Annotated in this window: 17 protein-coding genes and 1 pseudogene; 7 read left to right on the top strand and 11 right to left on the bottom strand. The window is 61.7% G+C overall.

Features of this window, described 5'->3' with window-relative positions; genetic code table 11:
• Positions 1 to 204: 204 nt before the first annotated feature.
• From NA637_RS10360 to dtd, 7 genes and pseudogenes are all read left to right on the top strand, one after another.
• The gene (locus NA637_RS10360) at positions 205 to 2,664 is read left to right on the top strand and encodes a glycogen/starch/alpha-glucan phosphorylase (RefSeq protein ID WP_256072180.1); all 2,460 of its coding nucleotides are present in this window, start codon (positions 205 to 207) and stop codon (positions 2,662 to 2,664) included.
• 206 nt (positions 2,665 to 2,870) lie between these two features.
• Entirely contained in the window at positions 2,871 to 3,881 is a 1,011-nt protein-coding gene (locus tag NA637_RS10355; RefSeq protein WP_256072179.1) for a class 1 fructose-bisphosphatase, read from the top strand.
• Between the two features lie 3 nt (positions 3,882 to 3,884).
• Complete coding sequence (locus NA637_RS10350) at positions 3,885 to 4,487, top strand: DUF924 family protein (protein ID WP_256072178.1); 603 nt, start codon at positions 3,885 to 3,887, stop codon at positions 4,485 to 4,487.
• Positions 4,488 to 4,581: 94 nt separating this feature from the next.
• Positions 4,582 to 4,836: an outer membrane protein assembly factor BamE domain-containing protein gene (bamE, locus tag NA637_RS10345; protein WP_256072177.1), complete on the top strand. Its 255-nt coding sequence runs from the start codon at positions 4,582 to 4,584 to the stop codon at positions 4,834 to 4,836.
• Positions 4,837 to 4,851: 15 nt separating this feature from the next.
• A pseudogene (locus NA637_RS10340) lies at positions 4,852 to 5,239 on the top strand (lipocalin family protein); the annotation flags it as partial.
• Positions 5,240 to 5,513: 274 nt separating this feature from the next.
• Positions 5,514 to 6,485, top strand: a complete 972-nt coding sequence (gene pip / locus NA637_RS10335; protein ID WP_256072176.1) for a prolyl aminopeptidase — start codon at positions 5,514 to 5,516, stop codon at positions 6,483 to 6,485.
• Positions 6,485 to 6,922: a D-aminoacyl-tRNA deacylase gene (gene dtd / locus NA637_RS10330; RefSeq protein ID WP_256072175.1), complete on the top strand. Its 438-nt coding sequence runs from the start codon at positions 6,485 to 6,487 to the stop codon at positions 6,920 to 6,922. The genes pip and dtd overlap by 1 nt, the downstream gene beginning before the upstream one ends.
• 21 nt (positions 6,923 to 6,943) lie before the next feature.
• Here dtd and NA637_RS10325 read toward each other — a convergent pair whose 3' ends face one another.
• The 11 genes from NA637_RS10325 to NA637_RS10275 all read right to left on the bottom strand — a co-directional run bounded on the left by NA637_RS10325 (position 6,944) and on the right by NA637_RS10275 (position 13,899).
• Positions 6,944 to 7,363: a UPF0158 family protein gene (locus NA637_RS10325; protein WP_256072174.1), complete on the bottom strand. Its 420-nt coding sequence runs from the start codon at positions 7,361 to 7,363 to the stop codon at positions 6,944 to 6,946.
• 101 nt (positions 7,364 to 7,464) lie between these two features.
• Positions 7,465 to 8,172, bottom strand: a complete 708-nt coding sequence (locus NA637_RS10320; protein ID WP_256072173.1) for a 16S rRNA (uracil(1498)-N(3))-methyltransferase — start codon at positions 8,170 to 8,172, stop codon at positions 7,465 to 7,467.
• Positions 8,169 to 8,972 carry a twin-arginine translocase subunit TatC gene (gene tatC / locus NA637_RS10315; protein ID WP_256072171.1) on the bottom strand — a complete coding sequence of 268 codons (804 nt, stop codon included), beginning with the start codon at positions 8,970 to 8,972 and terminating at the stop codon, positions 8,169 to 8,171. Before tatC ends, NA637_RS10320 begins: the two co-directional genes overlap by 4 nt.
• A complete protein-coding gene (gene tatB / locus NA637_RS10310) occupies positions 8,969 to 9,358 on the bottom strand; it encodes a Sec-independent protein translocase protein TatB (protein ID WP_256072170.1) in 390 nt (129 codons plus the stop codon). Before tatB ends, tatC begins: the two co-directional genes overlap by 4 nt.
• A gap of 6 nt (positions 9,359 to 9,364) precedes the next feature.
• Positions 9,365 to 9,595, bottom strand: coding sequence for a twin-arginine translocase TatA/TatE family subunit (gene tatA, locus NA637_RS10305; protein ID WP_256072169.1), 231 nt, complete (start codon positions 9,593 to 9,595; stop codon positions 9,365 to 9,367).
• Positions 9,596 to 9,619: 24 nt separating this feature from the next.
• On the bottom strand, positions 9,620 to 9,952 hold the full coding sequence (locus NA637_RS10300; RefSeq protein WP_256072167.1) for a phosphoribosyl-ATP diphosphatase: 333 nt from the start codon (positions 9,950 to 9,952) through the stop codon (positions 9,620 to 9,622).
• Positions 9,945 to 10,340: a phosphoribosyl-AMP cyclohydrolase gene (gene hisI, locus NA637_RS10295; RefSeq protein ID WP_256072166.1), complete on the bottom strand. Its 396-nt coding sequence runs from the start codon at positions 10,338 to 10,340 to the stop codon at positions 9,945 to 9,947. Before hisI ends, NA637_RS10300 begins: the two co-directional genes overlap by 8 nt.
• A 49-nt stretch (positions 10,341 to 10,389) precedes the next feature.
• The gene (gene ubiB / locus NA637_RS10290) at positions 10,390 to 12,000 is read right to left on the bottom strand and encodes a ubiquinone biosynthesis regulatory protein kinase UbiB (RefSeq protein WP_256072165.1); all 1,611 of its coding nucleotides are present in this window, start codon (positions 11,998 to 12,000) and stop codon (positions 10,390 to 10,392) included.
• Positions 11,997 to 12,620, bottom strand: a complete 624-nt coding sequence (locus NA637_RS10285) for a ubiquinone biosynthesis accessory factor UbiJ (RefSeq protein WP_256072164.1) — start codon at positions 12,618 to 12,620, stop codon at positions 11,997 to 11,999. Before NA637_RS10285 ends, ubiB begins: the two co-directional genes overlap by 4 nt.
• Positions 12,620 to 13,390, bottom strand: coding sequence for a bifunctional demethylmenaquinone methyltransferase/2-methoxy-6-polyprenyl-1,4-benzoquinol methylase UbiE (gene ubiE, locus NA637_RS10280; RefSeq protein ID WP_256072163.1), 771 nt, complete (start codon positions 13,388 to 13,390; stop codon positions 12,620 to 12,622). Before ubiE ends, NA637_RS10285 begins: the two co-directional genes overlap by 1 nt.
• 134 nt (positions 13,391 to 13,524) lie before the next feature.
• Positions 13,525 to 13,899, bottom strand: coding sequence for a gamma-butyrobetaine hydroxylase-like domain-containing protein (locus NA637_RS10275; protein ID WP_256072162.1), 375 nt, complete (start codon positions 13,897 to 13,899; stop codon positions 13,525 to 13,527).
• Positions 13,900 to 13,935: the final 36 nt, after the last annotated feature.

The following is a 13,935-nucleotide window of genomic DNA, read 5'->3' as shown; positions in this document are numbered from 1 at the left end:
GGCGGCGATATCGGTAATGGCGGCGCGCGATCCTGGCGACACGGGGTGGAATTTCCAGCGAAGCCGACGAGTCGAACGCCGGACGCACGGTCGCGCAGATGCTGCTGAAACCTGCAAGCTTGTCTGTATTACCGTATTTTTCGAGGCGGCCTGGCGCCGCCATGAATGCTTCGTATCCTTTCACCCGCTGCACGAGGTCTGCCCATGACGCAAAAAACGACTGCTCCCAACGCCGATGAGGTCGCAGCTTTTCGTGAAAACGTAATCAGCAAGCTGACCTATTCGATCGGTAAGGACCGCGAGCATGCCGCCGACCATGATTGGTTCGAGGCGGTGGCGCTGGCCACGCGTGACCGTATGATCGACCAGTGGATGGACCGTACTCGACAGGGTTATCGCGAAGGCAAGAAGCGGGTCTATTACCTCTCGCTGGAATTCCTCATAGGCCGTCTGCTCACCGACAGCCTCAGCAACCTGGGCCTGCTCGATGTGGCACGCGAGGCGCTGGCCAGCATAGATGTCGACTTCGAGCGCATTCGCGTGCTCGAGCCTGACGCTGCACTGGGTAATGGCGGCCTGGGACGACTGGCGGCCTGTTTCATGGAAAGCATGGCGACCCTCGGTGTGGCCGCGCATGGCTATGGCATCCGCTACGATCACGGCCTGTTCCGCCAGGCGATCGTCGATGGCTGGCAGCACGAGCAGACCGAGACCTGGTTGAATTTCGGCAATCCTTGGGAATTCGAGCGACCCGAAGTCAGCTACCTGATCGGTTTCGGCGGCAGCGTGGCGGCGATGCCGTCGGATGGCAGCAGCTCTGCTCAGCCCAAGCATTTCTGGCACTGGGCCGAAGTGGTTCGTGCGATTGCCTACGACACGCCAGTGGTGGGCTGGCGCGGTGCGAGCGTCAATACGCTGCGCCTGTGGCGTGCGCGGGCTGAGGCGGACTTCCATCTGGAGCGCTTCAATGCGGGTGACCACGTCGGTGCGGTCGCCGAGGAAGCGCGCGCCGAAAGTATCTCCCGTGTTCTGTATCCCGCCGATAGCACCGAAGCAGGGCACGAATTGCGCCTGCGCCAGGAGTATTTCTTCGTCGCGGCGTCCTTGCAGGACCTGCTGCGCCGGCATCTGGATCAGCGCGGCACGCTGCTGAACCTGCCGGAATTCGCCGCCATCCAGCTCAACGACACGCACCCGGCCATCGCCGTTGCCGAGTTGATGCGCCTGCTGGTGGACGTGCATGAAGTGCCGTGGCGCAAGGCCTGGGAGCTGACCGTCGGCACCCTGTCCTACACCAACCACACGCTGCTGCCCGAGGCGCTTGAAACCTGGCCCGTAGGGCTGATGGAACGCCTGTTGCCGCGGCACATGCAGATCATCTACCTGATCAATGCCCAGCACCTCGATGCGTTGCGGGAGCGGGGTATCCACGACGTCAACCTGCTGCGCTCGGTGTCCCTGATCGAGGAAGGCCACGGCCGCCGCGTACGCATGGGCAACCTCGCGTTTCTCGGTTCGCACTGTGTTAACGGTGTTTCAGCACTGCACACCGGTCTGATGCGCGAGACGGTGTTTACCGACCTGCATTCGCTCTATCCCAAGCGGATCAGCAACAAGACCAACGGTATCACTTTCCGCCGTTGGCTGTATCAGGCCAACCCGCAGCTGACCCGCCTGCTGGTCGATCATGTGGGTGAAGAACTGCTTGATTCACCGGAGACGCTGCTGCGCCAGCTGGAGCCTTTCGCCGATCAGCCGGATTTCCGCGCCCGCTTCGCCGCCCAGCGCCAGGGCAACAAGCAGTTGCTGGCGCGCATGATTCAGGAGCGACTGGGGATCAGCGTCGATTCGAATGCGTTGTTCGATGTGCACGTCAAACGCATCCACGAATACAAGCGTCAATTGCTGAACCTGCTGCATACCGTCGCGCTGTACCAGGCGATTCGCTCCGACCCGGGCGGCACTTGGGTCCCGCGTGTGAAGATCTTCGCCGGCAAGGCGGCGGCCAGTTATCACACGGCCAAACTGATCATCAAGCTGACCAACGATATCGCCCGGACCATCAACGACGATCCGACCGTGCGTGGGCTGCTGAAGGTCGTGTTCCTGCCGAACTACAACGTCAGTCTGGCCGAACGCATCATCCCGGCCGCCGACCTGTCCGAGCAGATATCCACGGCCGGGCTCGAGGCGTCGGGCACCAGCAACATGAAATTTGCCCTGAACGGCGCGCTGACTATCGGCACGCTGGATGGCGCCAACGTCGAAATGTGCGAGCAGATCGGTGCCGAGCATATGTTCATCTTCGGCATGACTGCGCAGGAGGTCGAGGCGCGCAAACAGGCCAACGAATACAACGCCGAAGCCACCATCATCGGCTCGCCGCGGCTCAACGAGGTGCTGATGGCGATCCGCGATGGTGCCTTCTCGCCTGAAGATACGGGTCGCTACACCGCCTTGATCGACGGCTTGAAATGGCACGATATCTTCATGGTGTGTGCCGACTTCGAGGCCTATTGGCAGGCGCAGCTGGAAGTCGAGGCGCGCTGGTGCGATGCGGACAGCTGGTGGCGCTCGGCGGTGCTCAACACGGCACGCACCGGCTGGTTCTCGTCGGACCGTACCATTCGCGAATATGCCCAGGAGATCTGGAAGGTGCTCTGATGGCTTAGGTGGAGCGGCTTGGCGGGTTGATGGATCGGACCGCCGCCGCTTCCGCATGACGGGAGCGCGTAGGCGGATGATATGGCTGGTGCAGGCACTTTGCCGCTTTGCTGAACTCTGTGCCCTGTCGACAGGTCTGAGGAGGGTCAGTTTCCTCAGAGGCCTGCTAAACTGCGCGGGCTTATCCATCCCTCCGGAGCCATTCCATGTCACGCGTAACCCTGAGTCGCTACTTGATTGAGCAGACCCGCAGCAACAACACCCCTGCAGATCTGCGCTTCCTTATCGAAGTAGTGGCTCGAGCGTGCAAGGAGATCAGCCACGCCGTCTCCAAGGGCGCGCTGGGCGGTATTCTCGGGGCGACCGAAACCGAGAACATCCAGGGCGAAGTGCAGAAGAAACTCGACGTCCTGTCCAACGAGATCCTGCTCGAAGCCAACGAGTGGGGCGGCCACCTGGCCGGTATGGCCTCGGAAGAAATGGACAACGCCTACCAGATTCCTGGCAAGTATCCGAAAGGCGCCTACCTGCTGGTCTTCGACCCGCTGGACGGCTCCAGCAATATCGATGTCAACGTGTCGGTCGGCACCATCTTCTCCGTACTGCGCTGCCCGGGTGAATGCTTCACCCAGAACGACGCGCTCGGTGAAGAAGCGTTCCTTCAGCCGGGCACCAAGCAGGTCGCCGCGGGTTACGCGATCTATGGCCCGCAAACCATGCTGATGCTGACGCTCGGCAACGGTGTCATGGGCTTCACCCTGGACCGCGAACTGGGTAGCTTCGTGCTGACTCATGAAAACGTCCGCGTGCCGGAAAGCACCGCTGAGTTCGCTATCAACATGTCCAATCAGCGCCACTGGGAAGCACCGGTACAGCGCTACGTCAGCGAATTGCTGGCCGGCGATGAAGGCCCGCTGAACAAGAACTACAACATGCGCTGGATCGCTTCGATGGTCGCCGACGTGCACCGCATCCTGACCCGCGGCGGCATGTTCATGTACCCACGCGATTCGCGCGGGCCTGGCAAGGCCGGCAAGCTGCGGCTGATGTACGAAGCCAACCCCATGTCCTTTATCATCGAGCAGGCCGGCGGCGCGGCAACCACCGGCACTCAGCGCATTCTCGACGTTCAACCCGAGTCGCTGCACCAGCGTGTGCCAGTGTTCCTGGGATCGAAGGAAGAAGTCGAGCGCGTCACTGGTTACCACAGGGCCTGAAAGATGACCTCGCCCTCCCAGGAATTGCTGAACTGGTGGTTCGGTGAGGGCACTACCGCTACTGAGATAGCGGGTGCAAAGAATGGTGTCTGGTTCGGCTACAAACCCGAACAGGATGCAGAAGCCCGCGAGCGTTTCGGTGATCTCACCGAGCGCGCGCTCGCAGGCGAGCTGAACGAGTGGGCCGGGTCGCCACATGGCTGGCTCGCGCTTGTCCTTCTCCTCGATCAGCTTCCGCGCATGATCTATCGCGGCACACCGAAGGCATTCGCCGGCGATGAACGCGCGCTGCAGCTTGTGCGGGACGGCATGGCCCACGGCGGCGACGTCCTGCTGACGCCTATACAGCGTGTATTCATCTATTTTGTGCTGGAACACGCGGAAAATCTCAGCGTGCAGGATCAGGCCGTGCAGCAGTTCGAGCAGCTCCTCGGGATTGCCGATGCGGGCGAGCAAAAGCTGTTTGCCGATTTCCTCGACTTTGCTGAACGCCATCGGCAGGTCATTGCTCGCTTCGGCCGCTTTCCTCATCGCAATGCCATCCTGGGTCGCAGCTCGAGCGAGGCTGAACAGACGTTTCTCGCCGGGCCTGGCTCAGGCTTCTAGGCCTGCTCCGGAACCATCCTGGGCGGCTTGTTTTCTATCTGTTACCACAAGGCCAAGCAAGGCCAGCTGTTGACTCGAAAAAAAGGAATCCGACATGTCGTTGCGCTATGTATCGCTGATCGTCGCTGTCGTGCTGTTGGCTGCGTGCAGTCCGGTGACGCAGGAAAACTTCGCCAAACTGCAGGCGGGGATGTCCCGTGCAGAGGTCGAAAAGCTCTTGGGCAAGCCAGGCGAGTGCGCCGGCGCGCTGGGCATGTCGAGCTGCACCTGGGGGCAGAAAAATCGCTTTATCAGCATCCAGTTTGCGGGTGACAAAGTCATGATGTTTTCCGGCCAAGGTCTGAAATAAGGAGCTCGTACGCGCCTGTTCGTTGCGCTTTTCACTGCACTACCGGTCGCCGGATGTGCAGCTTCCGGCCGTAACGTGAACGGGCCTGAGACCGCCGGGCAGGTGGATCTGGAACGCTATCAAGGCACCTGGTACGAGCAGGCGCGCCTGCCGATGTTTTTTTCAGCGCAACTGCATGCGCTCGCAGGCGAATTACCGGCTGCAGGATGACGGCAGCGTGGCGGTGACCAATCGCTGCGAAACCGAAGATGGCGAACAGCTGGAGGCCACGGGGGAGGCGGTACTGCAGCAGCAGGGTCAGACGGACAAGCTGTGGGTTCGCTTCGACAACTGGTCCAGCGATCTCTTCCCGGGCCTGACCAAGGGACAGTGCTGGATCCTTTATCGTGCCGGTGACTACAGTCCCGATCCGCCCGCCTCTCGGTTGGCGCTGAACTCGTGGTGAACGAGGTCCATGAGCCGGCAGGTGTCCTTGCTTTCAATGCTGTCCTGCAGCGATTCAACAGCCGCCCGCAGCGCAGCCTCTGGATTATCGCGACCACATCCGGCCAGCATCAGCGCTACCGCCCTGAACGCGACGGCTAATTTCCATACGGGCATGCCTAACCTCTCGAACCTCGTTATGATGCCGGAAACGTCAGGCGGTCCTAACCCGCGTACCGATCATGGAGTGTGCCATGCAGACCTTGTATCCGGAGATCAAACCCTACGTCCGGCATGAGCTGGCGGTCGAAGCGCCGCATGTGCTTTACGTCGACGAGAGTGGGTCGCCGGAGGGCCTGTCTGTTGTGTTCGTTCACGGTGGCCCAGGCGGTGGTTGTGATGCGCTGAGTCGTCGCTTCTTCGACCCCAACCTTTACCGAATCATCACGTTCGATCAGCGTGGCTGCGGTCGTTCCAGCCCCCATGCAAGACTCGAAAACAACACCACGGCGCACCTGATCGCGGACATGGAGCACATCCGCGAATTTCTCGGCATCGACAAGTGGGTGCTGTTTGGCGGCTCCTGGGGTTCGACGCTGTCGCTCGCGTATGCCCAGACCTTTCCTGAGCGTGTCCATGCGCTCATCCTGCGGGGCATCTTTCTGTGTCGGCCGGAGGACTTCCACTGGTTCTATCAGGAAGGCGCTAGCCGCCTGTTTCCGGATTATTGGCAGGACTTCATCGCTCCGATTCCGCCAGAAGAACGTGGCGACCTAATGCAGGCGTTCTACAAGCGTCTGACCGGTACCGACCAGATCGCCCAGATGCATGCGGCCAAGGCCTGGTCCTGCTGGGAGGGGCGCACGGCCACGCTGCGGCCCAATACCCAGGTAGTTGATCGTTTCGCCGATACTCATCGTGCGCTGGCAATGGCGCGTATCGAGTGCCATTACTTCGTCAACCAGGCATTTCTTGAGCCGAACCAGATACTGCGCGACATGCACAGGATTGCACACCTGCCGGGCATCATCGTGCATGGCCGTTATGATGCGGTCTGCCCGCTGGACAATGCGTGGGCGCTGCATGAGGCCTGGCCCAACAGCGAGCTGCAGATCATTCGCGAGGCGGGCCATTCAGCGTCGGAACCCGGCATCTGCGATGCCCTGGTGCGGGCCGCTGCGGACGTGGCCAAGCGCCTGCTCGATTTACCGCCAGAGGAAGCCTGATGAAGGCATTGATCCAGCGCGTGCGGCAGGCGCGGGTCGAGGTGGCTGGCGAGGTGATCGGCTCGATCGATCAGGGCCTGCTGGTGCTGGTCGGGGTCGAGCGGGAGGACGATCGTGCGTGTGCCGATAAGCTCCTGCACAAGCTCCTGCGATACCGAGTGTTCAGCGACGAGAACGACAAGATGAACCGCTCACTTTCTGACGTCGGCGGTGGCCTGTTGCTGGTTTCTCAATTCACCCTGGCGGCGGACACGAGCAGTGGCCTACGGCCGAGCTTCTCAACTGCCGCGCCCCCAGGGCTGGGCGAAGAACTCTACAATTACCTGGTCGGTCAGGCGCGTCTGCAGTATCCGAATGTGGCCTGCGGCCGTTTCGGTGCCGATATGCAGGTCTATCTTCAGCACGACGGGCCGGTGACCTTCCTGTTGGAAAGCTGAGGATAAGGCGGCGGGGACAGGTCAGCGTTTCGACGATTCGAGCCCGTTTTCGTGCAGCCAGGTTATAGCGTATTCACGCAACTGCACCGCCTGATAGTCCAGCCAGGCCTGGCGAACATCCGGAAAGTCTTCCAATTTGAAATCGAACGTTCGCAGTGGCTTGCGTCCCTGCAAGGCATGGGCAAGGACGGCATGGGCGTTGGGGTCGTGCTGGGTGAACAGGAACGCTTCTCGCATCGCGATCGACTGCGCCAGCCCGAGAGGCTCGATGTGCAAGTAGCGATCTGCTTGCACGTCATATTTTTCATCGGCACCCGGAGCGGCTTCTCCGGGGAAAACCGCCTGAATCTGGCCGGACTCGAGGTCCAGGTAATGCTCGCTGGCGTCGCGGTTTTCCAGGGCGTATTTCAGGCGGTGAAGATCTATGGTCAAGGGTCGCATGGCTACACTGTGATTGAGGGGTTCACAGACTCTGACCCGTGCGCAGCGCTTGCGTGCACTACGTTCATCGGTACCGTGTCGTGTCTCGGCTAAATGAATCTTCAGAACAAGCGCGCCAGCAGGGCGCTGACGGCGGTCTCAACTCGCAGAATACGATCCCCAAGCTGCACTGGCTGAAGCCCGGCCTCGATCAGTTTCGCCACTTCGTAGGGTATCCAGCCGCCTTCGGGACCAATGGCCAGCGTCACCGGTTCGCTCAGTGCACGAGGGCAGGCCGGGTAGTCGCCTGGGTGGCCTACCAGGCCGCGGGTACCGGCCGCCAGCTGTGGCAGGCGGTCTTCTACGAAGGGTTTGAAGCGCTTCTCGATGGTGACCTCAGGCAACAGGGTGTCGCGTGCCTGCTCCAATCCAAGTAGCAGCTGTTCGCGGATGGCCTGCGGCTCGAGGAAGGGGGTCTGCCAGAAGCTTTTTTCAACACGGTAGCTGTTAAGCAATACAAGCCTAGGCACGCCCATGCTGGCTGCCGTCTGCAGCACGCGGCGCAGCATCTTTGGCCGGGGCAAGGCCAATAGCAGAGTAACGGGCAGTTTGGCTGGCGGGGTTTGCTGCAGTTCGATCTCGAGTTCGGCCTCCTTGGCGTCCAGACGCAGCAGGTGTCCCTGGCCCATTTGGCCGCCTAGCAGTCCGACCCGCAGGGACTCACCCGCCTCGGCGCGGTGAACCTCGTGGAGGTGTGTCAGGCGGCGGTCACGCAGGATTACCCGATCGGTGGCGACAAAGTCGGCTGCCTCCAGCAGCAACAGATTCACGGACGTGCAACGGGTGGTTGATCGCCGGGGTGGGGCTTGCTGCCGTCTGCGTCACCGCGAAATTCCTCTTCGCGCTTCTTCACCATACGACCGCAGATCAGACCGGCCTCGAACAGTATCCACATAGGCACAGCGAGCAATGCCTGGGAGAACACGTCGGGCGGCGTCAACACCATGCCAACGACGAAGCAGCCGACCACAACGTAGGGACGGCTTTTGCGCAGGGTGGCTACGTCGACGATGCCCACCCAGATCAGCAGGAAGGTCGCTACCGGGATTTCGAATGCCACGCCAAAGGCGAAGAACAATGTCAGCACGAAGTCGAGGTACTGACCGATGTCGGTCATCATCGCCACGCCTTCGGGCGTCACGCTGGCAAAGAAGCCGAACATGATCGGGAAGACCACGAAGTAGGCGAAAGCCATGCCGCCGTAGAAGAGGAAGATGCTGGAGATCAGCAACGGCACCGCGACGCGCTTTTCATGCTTGTACAGACCGGGCGCAATAAAGCTCCAGATCTGATGCAGGATGACCGGCATCGACAGGAACAGCGCCACCATCATCGTCAGCTTGAACGGTGTCAGGAACGGCGAGGCCACGCCTGTGGCGATCATCGTCGCGCCTTCGGGCAGGTAGGCCCGCAGCGGTGCGGCCACCAGCGCGTAAATCTGCTGGGAGAAGTAAAACAATCCGCCAAACAGCAGCAGTATCGCCACCACGCAGCGCAGTAGCCGCTTGCGCAATTCGGTCAGGTGGGCAATCAGCGGCATTTCCTGATCGTCGATGGAGGTATTACTCATGGCTCAGGCGATTTGTCCGGGCGAGGTATGGGGGCCGTGTCGGCGGGTTTGGCTTCTGTGGACGCTGCCTCTTCGAGCTGGCCGGCATCCGGTGGCGGCGTGGCCGATTGCGGGGATGGCGTGCTGTTGGCGCCGGGCGAGCTGGGCATGATGCTCTGCTTCATTTCCCGCTCAAGGTCGAGGATGCGCTCGTTGTGCAACTGGCGGCGAATCTCGTCGGCGCCAATTTCGCGCTCGACCTCGGACTTGATGTTGGCAAAGCTTCGCTTGGCGCGCCCAATCCAGAGTCCTGCGGTGCGCACCGCACCAGGCAAGCGCTCAGGGCCGAGAACGAACAGCGCAACCAGGCCGATCAGCAGCAGTTCGGTGAAACCGATATCGAACATGGCGCCTCAGTTCTTCTTTGTCGGTTCTTCGACCTTGCGGGCCTCGGCATCGATGGTATGGTTTTGTTTCTCATCGACACCGGGCTTTTCCTCGTCGGTGCCCATGGACTTGCGGAAGCCCTTGATCGCATCGCCAAGGTCCGAGCCCAGGCCCTTGAGGCGCTTGGTGCCGAAAAGCATGACCACGATGAGCAGAACGATCAGGAGTTGCCAGACGCTGATTCCACCAAAACCCATGCTGCAGTACTCCGAAGTTGTCTATCAGGAATGTGGGCGCGCGGCTTTTTCCGCATGCCCGGAGAGACCGAATCGCCGGTCGAGTTCGTCCAGAACCGCCTGTGGATGCTGATCCAGTGCGGCCAGCATCACCAAACTGTGAAACCAGAGGTCGGCGGTTTCGTGGATCAGGTCGCTGGCGTCACCGCTGGCTGCAGCATCCTTTGCTGCCAGTATGGTTTCCACCGACTCCTCGCCGACCTTCTCGAGAATCTTGTTGAGTCCCTTGTGGTAGAGGCTGGCCACATAGGAACTGTCCGCCGCGGCGCCCTTGCGGGCTTCCAGCACCTCGGCCAGACGGGAAAAGGTATCACTCATGTGCGTGCTCCGCGTATATCGCGTGCGGGTCCTTGAGGACCGGCTCGACAGTCTTCCAATCACCGTTCTCGAAGACGCGGTAGAAGCAACTCTCGCGTCCGGTATGACAGGCGATGCCGCCGATCTGCTCGACCATCAGCACGATGACATCGGCATCGCAGTCCAGGCGCAGCTCGTGCAGCTTCTGCACGTGGCCCGATTCCTCCCCCTTGCGCCACAGCTTGCCACGCGAACGCGACCAATAGACGGCGCGGTTCTCTGCAGTGGTCAGCTCCAGCGCTTCGCGATTCATCCAGGCCATCATCAGGATGCGCCCGGTTTGATGGTCTTGGGCGATCGCCGGTACCAGCCCGTCTTCGTTCCAGTTGATTTGATCCAGCCAGTTCATCGGATTCTCCACTCTGTACGCTCAGTGTGCCAGCCTGCCCGACCGCTGGCTATCGGCGCACCACGATGTAGATGCCGGCCGCCAGCATCAGCCAGGCGGGCCAGGTCGCCAGCGCGGAACTGCTCTCGGCCGCCGCCGCCAGCGTGGCGCCTCCGGCTAGCAACGCGGCGCCGACCAGACGCAATGGCCAGTCACGATGATGTTCGCGCCAGGGTGGGGGCAGGTTGTTCGCATGGGGCCCCGACATGCGCTCGAGCAGCTTGCGCGTCATGCCCGCCAGGTGCGGCAGCTGTTCGATCTGCGTCTGGGCGTTCTTCAACAGCTGTTTCGGGCTCATGCGTTCACGCATCCAGCGCTCGAGGTAAGGCTGGCCCGTGGCCCACAGATCCAGTTCCGGATAGAGCTCGCGGCCCAGGCCTTCGATGTTGAGCAGCGTCTTCTGGAGCAGGACCAGCTGCGGCTGGACCTCCATGTTAAAGCGGTGCGCGACCTGGAACAGGCGCACCAGCAGCTGGCCGAAGGAGATGTCCTTTAGCGGTTTTTCGAAGATTGGCTCGCAGACGGTACGGATTGCCGCCTCGAACTCATTGACCTTGGTTTCGGCCGGCACCCAGCCCGAGTCGATGTGCAGTTGTGCCACCTTGCGGTAGTCGCGTCGGAAGAATGCCATCAAGTTGCGTGCGAGATAGTCCTGATCCTCGGGGGTGAGACTGCCGACGATGCCGAAGTCGACCGCGATGTACTGCGGGTTCCATGGCTGGTGCGTGCTGACGAAGATGTTGCCGGGGTGCATGTCGGCATGGAAGAAGCTGTCGCGGAAGACCTGGGTGAAGAAGATCTCCACGCCGCGCTCGGCCAGCTGTTTCATGTCGGTGCGCTGCTCGGCCAGGCGCTTCATGTCGGTCACTGGCACGCCGTAGATACGCTCCATCACGAGTACCTGCGGACGGCAGTAGTCCCAGTAAACCTGAGGAACGTAGAGCAGCGGCGAGCCCTGGAAGTTGCGCTTGAGTTGGCTGGCGTTGGCCGCTTCGCGCAGCAGGTCGAGTTCGTCGTAGATGGTCCTGGCGTAGTCGTCGACCACTTCCACCAAGTGCAGACGGCGGGCCTCGTTGGAGGCGCGTTCGGCGGTTTTCGCCAGCAGGAACAACCAGGCAATGTCCTGGCTGATGATCGGTCGCAGGTGCGGTCGCACTACCTTGACCACCACCTCTTCGCCGCTGCGCAATTTGGCCGCATGCACCTGGGCGACCGAGGCGGACGCCAACGGCTTGCTGTCGAACCGGGCGAACACTTCGCCCACTGGCGCGCCCAGCTCACGTTCGATGAGCGCTGTGGCGACTGCCGAGTCGAACGGCGGTACCCGATCCTGAAGCATGGCCAGCTCTTCGGCGATGTCGAGCGGCAGGAGGTCGCGTCGGGTCGAGAGGATCTGGCCGAACTTGATGAAAACTGGGCCCAGCCCTTCCAGCGCCAGGCGCAGGCGCGCCCCTCGAGAGAGTTCGGTGCGCCGGCGTGGCAGCCAACGCCATGGCAGCAGGTAACTGGTCGCGCGCAGCCACCACGGCATCGGCAGGTCGAGAATGATGTCGTCCAGGCGGTAGCGGATCACCACCAGCAGGATGCGCAACAGGCGGCGAGCCGCGGCGAACAGCTTCATTCGGGTCGGTCTGGTTTCAAAAATTGGATAAGCCGCTCGACGCGGGCTTCGAGTCGGTCGAGATCGAGCTTGAGGCGGTCGAGTTCAGCGAAGCGCGTTTCAGCCTCGGCTATGCCGACCAGCGTGCGTGATTCTTCGTTGAGGTATTCGGCCAGGTTCTGCTGCAGGCTGTCGGTAGTCTGTCGCAACCAGGCGGATTGACGCCGAACGCCGGAGCCGAGCAGATGCGCACCGACCGGACCCAGCCAGTGCGAGAGCTCATATTCCCAATCCAGCTCGAGATCCTGCAGCACCTCGGCGAGGCTCATCAGTACTGCGCTGTCACCCTGGATCTCGACGTCCGGGCCATGCAGGATGGCGGTCTTGTTGCGGCTGGTCGCCAGGCGCAGCAGATCCGTGGCGGAAGCGCGCAGGCGGCAATCCGGCTCGCAGCCCCAGTGCTCGGCCAACCGTAGACCATCTTCATCGGCGAGGATGAACAGCCGCCAAGCGGGAGCCGAGCAGTCGACTTCGATGATCCGACTGCTGAGCCTGGCCAGCCGCGGCAGGGCCGTTGGGTCCAGGCGCAGTACGCGGTTGAGCCCGCGCTCGGCGCCGGCCAGCAGGGCAGCGCGCAGCATCAGGGCTTGATGCCGCGGTGCAGGGCGACGATGCCGCCGGTCATGTTGTGGTAGGTGACGCGCTCGAAGCCGGCGTTGGCCATCATGCCCTTGAGGGTTTCCTGATCCGGATGCATGCGGATCGACTCGGCCAGGTAGCGGTAGCTCTCGGAGTCGTTGGTGATCAGCTTGCCCATCATCGGCAGCAGGCTGAACGAGTAGGCGTCGTAGGCCTTGGAAAACAGCGGGTTGGTCGGTTTGGAAAACTCCAGAACCAGCAGCCGACCGCCGGGCTTGAGTACCCGCAGCATGGACGCGATGGCGTCTTCCTTGTGCGTCACGTTGCGCAGGCCGAAGGCGATGGTAACCACATCGAAGTGGTTGTCCGGGAACGGCAGTTTCTCGGCGTCGGCCTGAACGAACTTCACGTTGCCGGCTACGCCCTTGTCGAGCAGGCGGTCACGACCGACCTTGAGCATGGACGCGTTGATATCGGCCAGCACCACTTCGCCGGTCGGCCCGACGATGCGTGAGAACTGGCGCGCCAGATCGCCGGTGCCGCCGGCGATGTCCAACACCCGGTTGCCGTGGCGGACAGCGGACAGCTCGATGGTGAAGCGCTTCCAGAGGCGATGCACGCCGCCGGACATCAGGTCGTTCATGAGGTCGTACTTGGCGGCTACGGAATGGAATACTTCGGCCACCTTCTGCGCTTTTTCGCTTTCCGGCACGTTCTTGTAGCCGAAGTGGGTGGTGGCTTCTGCGTCACGCTCTTTGCGGGGATCGGTCATGTCACTGTCACCGGAAGAATGTGCCGGCATTCTAAACCTAAAAAGCTGAATAGCCGATAAGAGCGCGGGAGGCAGGAGGCTGGACGCAAAAGCAGCTGCGAGCAGAGCGGCGAGCAGTCAGTTTCGAGAAACGCTCAAAGCATCAACTTGACCGGGGAGATGTCCGGGTCACGCGATTTGCCGGCTTTCTCCAGCGCGCCGAGGTACTCGTCCCAGAGCCGTTGCCGATCGCTGGCCAGTTGATACAGGTAATCCCAGCTAAAAAGCCCGCTGTCGTGGCCGTCGCTGAAGGTCAACTTCAGCGCGTATTGACCGGCTGGCTCGATTCCCTCGAGCGCGACATTGATCTTGCCGGTCTGCAGGATCGGATTGCCGTGACCCTGCACCTCGGCGGATGGGGAGTGCACCCTCAGGAATTCGGCCGGCAGGACGTAGCGCTGCTCGGCGCCATATTCCAACTCCAGCGTTTTCGACTTTTTGTGCAGCTTGATCGCGGTGGGGATACGCATGGGCATACTCCGTATGAGCTTGAAGCTTGAAGCTTG

It is taken from the genome of Stutzerimonas stutzeri (genome assembly GCF_024448935.1).
Classification (GTDB): Bacteria; Pseudomonadota; Gammaproteobacteria; order Pseudomonadales; family Pseudomonadaceae; genus Stutzerimonas; species Stutzerimonas stutzeri_AO.
Note: the sequence above shows the minus strand (reverse complement) of the source record. Positions and strands in the feature narration are given on the sequence as shown.

Excerpts from the sequence above, each read along its gene's own strand:
- NA637_RS10360 (WP_256072180.1), top strand. The coding sequence starts at position 205 with ATGACGCAAAAAACGACTGCTCCCAACGCCGATGAGGTCGCAGCTTTT.
- NA637_RS10355 (WP_256072179.1), top strand. The coding sequence starts at position 2,871 with ATGTCACGCGTAACCCTGAGTCGCTACTTGATTGAGCAGACCCGCAGC.
- NA637_RS10350 (WP_256072178.1), top strand. The coding sequence starts at position 3,885 with ATGACCTCGCCCTCCCAGGAATTGCTGAACTGGTGGTTCGGTGAGGGC.
- bamE (WP_256072177.1), top strand. The coding sequence starts at position 4,582 with ATGTCGTTGCGCTATGTATCGCTGATCGTCGCTGTCGTGCTGTTGGCT.
- pip (WP_256072176.1), top strand. The coding sequence starts at position 5,514 with ATGCAGACCTTGTATCCGGAGATCAAACCCTACGTCCGGCATGAGCTG.
- dtd (WP_256072175.1), top strand. The coding sequence starts at position 6,485 with ATGAAGGCATTGATCCAGCGCGTGCGGCAGGCGCGGGTCGAGGTGGCT.
- NA637_RS10325 (WP_256072174.1), bottom strand. The coding sequence starts at position 7,363 with ATGCGACCCTTGACCATAGATCTTCACCGCCTGAAATACGCCCTGGAA.
- tatC (WP_256072171.1), bottom strand. The coding sequence starts at position 8,972 with ATGAGTAATACCTCCATCGACGATCAGGAAATGCCGCTGATTGCCCAC.
- tatB (WP_256072170.1), bottom strand. The coding sequence starts at position 9,358 with ATGTTCGATATCGGTTTCACCGAACTGCTGCTGATCGGCCTGGTTGCG.
- tatA (WP_256072169.1), bottom strand. The coding sequence starts at position 9,595 with ATGGGTTTTGGTGGAATCAGCGTCTGGCAACTCCTGATCGTTCTGCTC.
- NA637_RS10300 (WP_256072167.1), bottom strand. The coding sequence starts at position 9,952 with ATGAGTGATACCTTTTCCCGTCTGGCCGAGGTGCTGGAAGCCCGCAAG.
- hisI (WP_256072166.1), bottom strand. The coding sequence starts at position 10,340 with ATGAACTGGCTGGATCAAATCAACTGGAACGAAGACGGGCTGGTACCG.
- ubiB (WP_256072165.1), bottom strand. The coding sequence starts at position 12,000 with ATGAAGCTGTTCGCCGCGGCTCGCCGCCTGTTGCGCATCCTGCTGGTG.
- NA637_RS10285 (WP_256072164.1), bottom strand. The coding sequence starts at position 12,620 with ATGCTGCGCGCTGCCCTGCTGGCCGGCGCCGAGCGCGGGCTCAACCGC.
- ubiE (WP_256072163.1), bottom strand. The coding sequence starts at position 13,390 with ATGACCGATCCCCGCAAAGAGCGTGACGCAGAAGCCACCACCCACTTC.
- NA637_RS10275 (WP_256072162.1), bottom strand. The coding sequence starts at position 13,899 with ATGCGTATCCCCACCGCGATCAAGCTGCACAAAAAGTCGAAAACGCTG.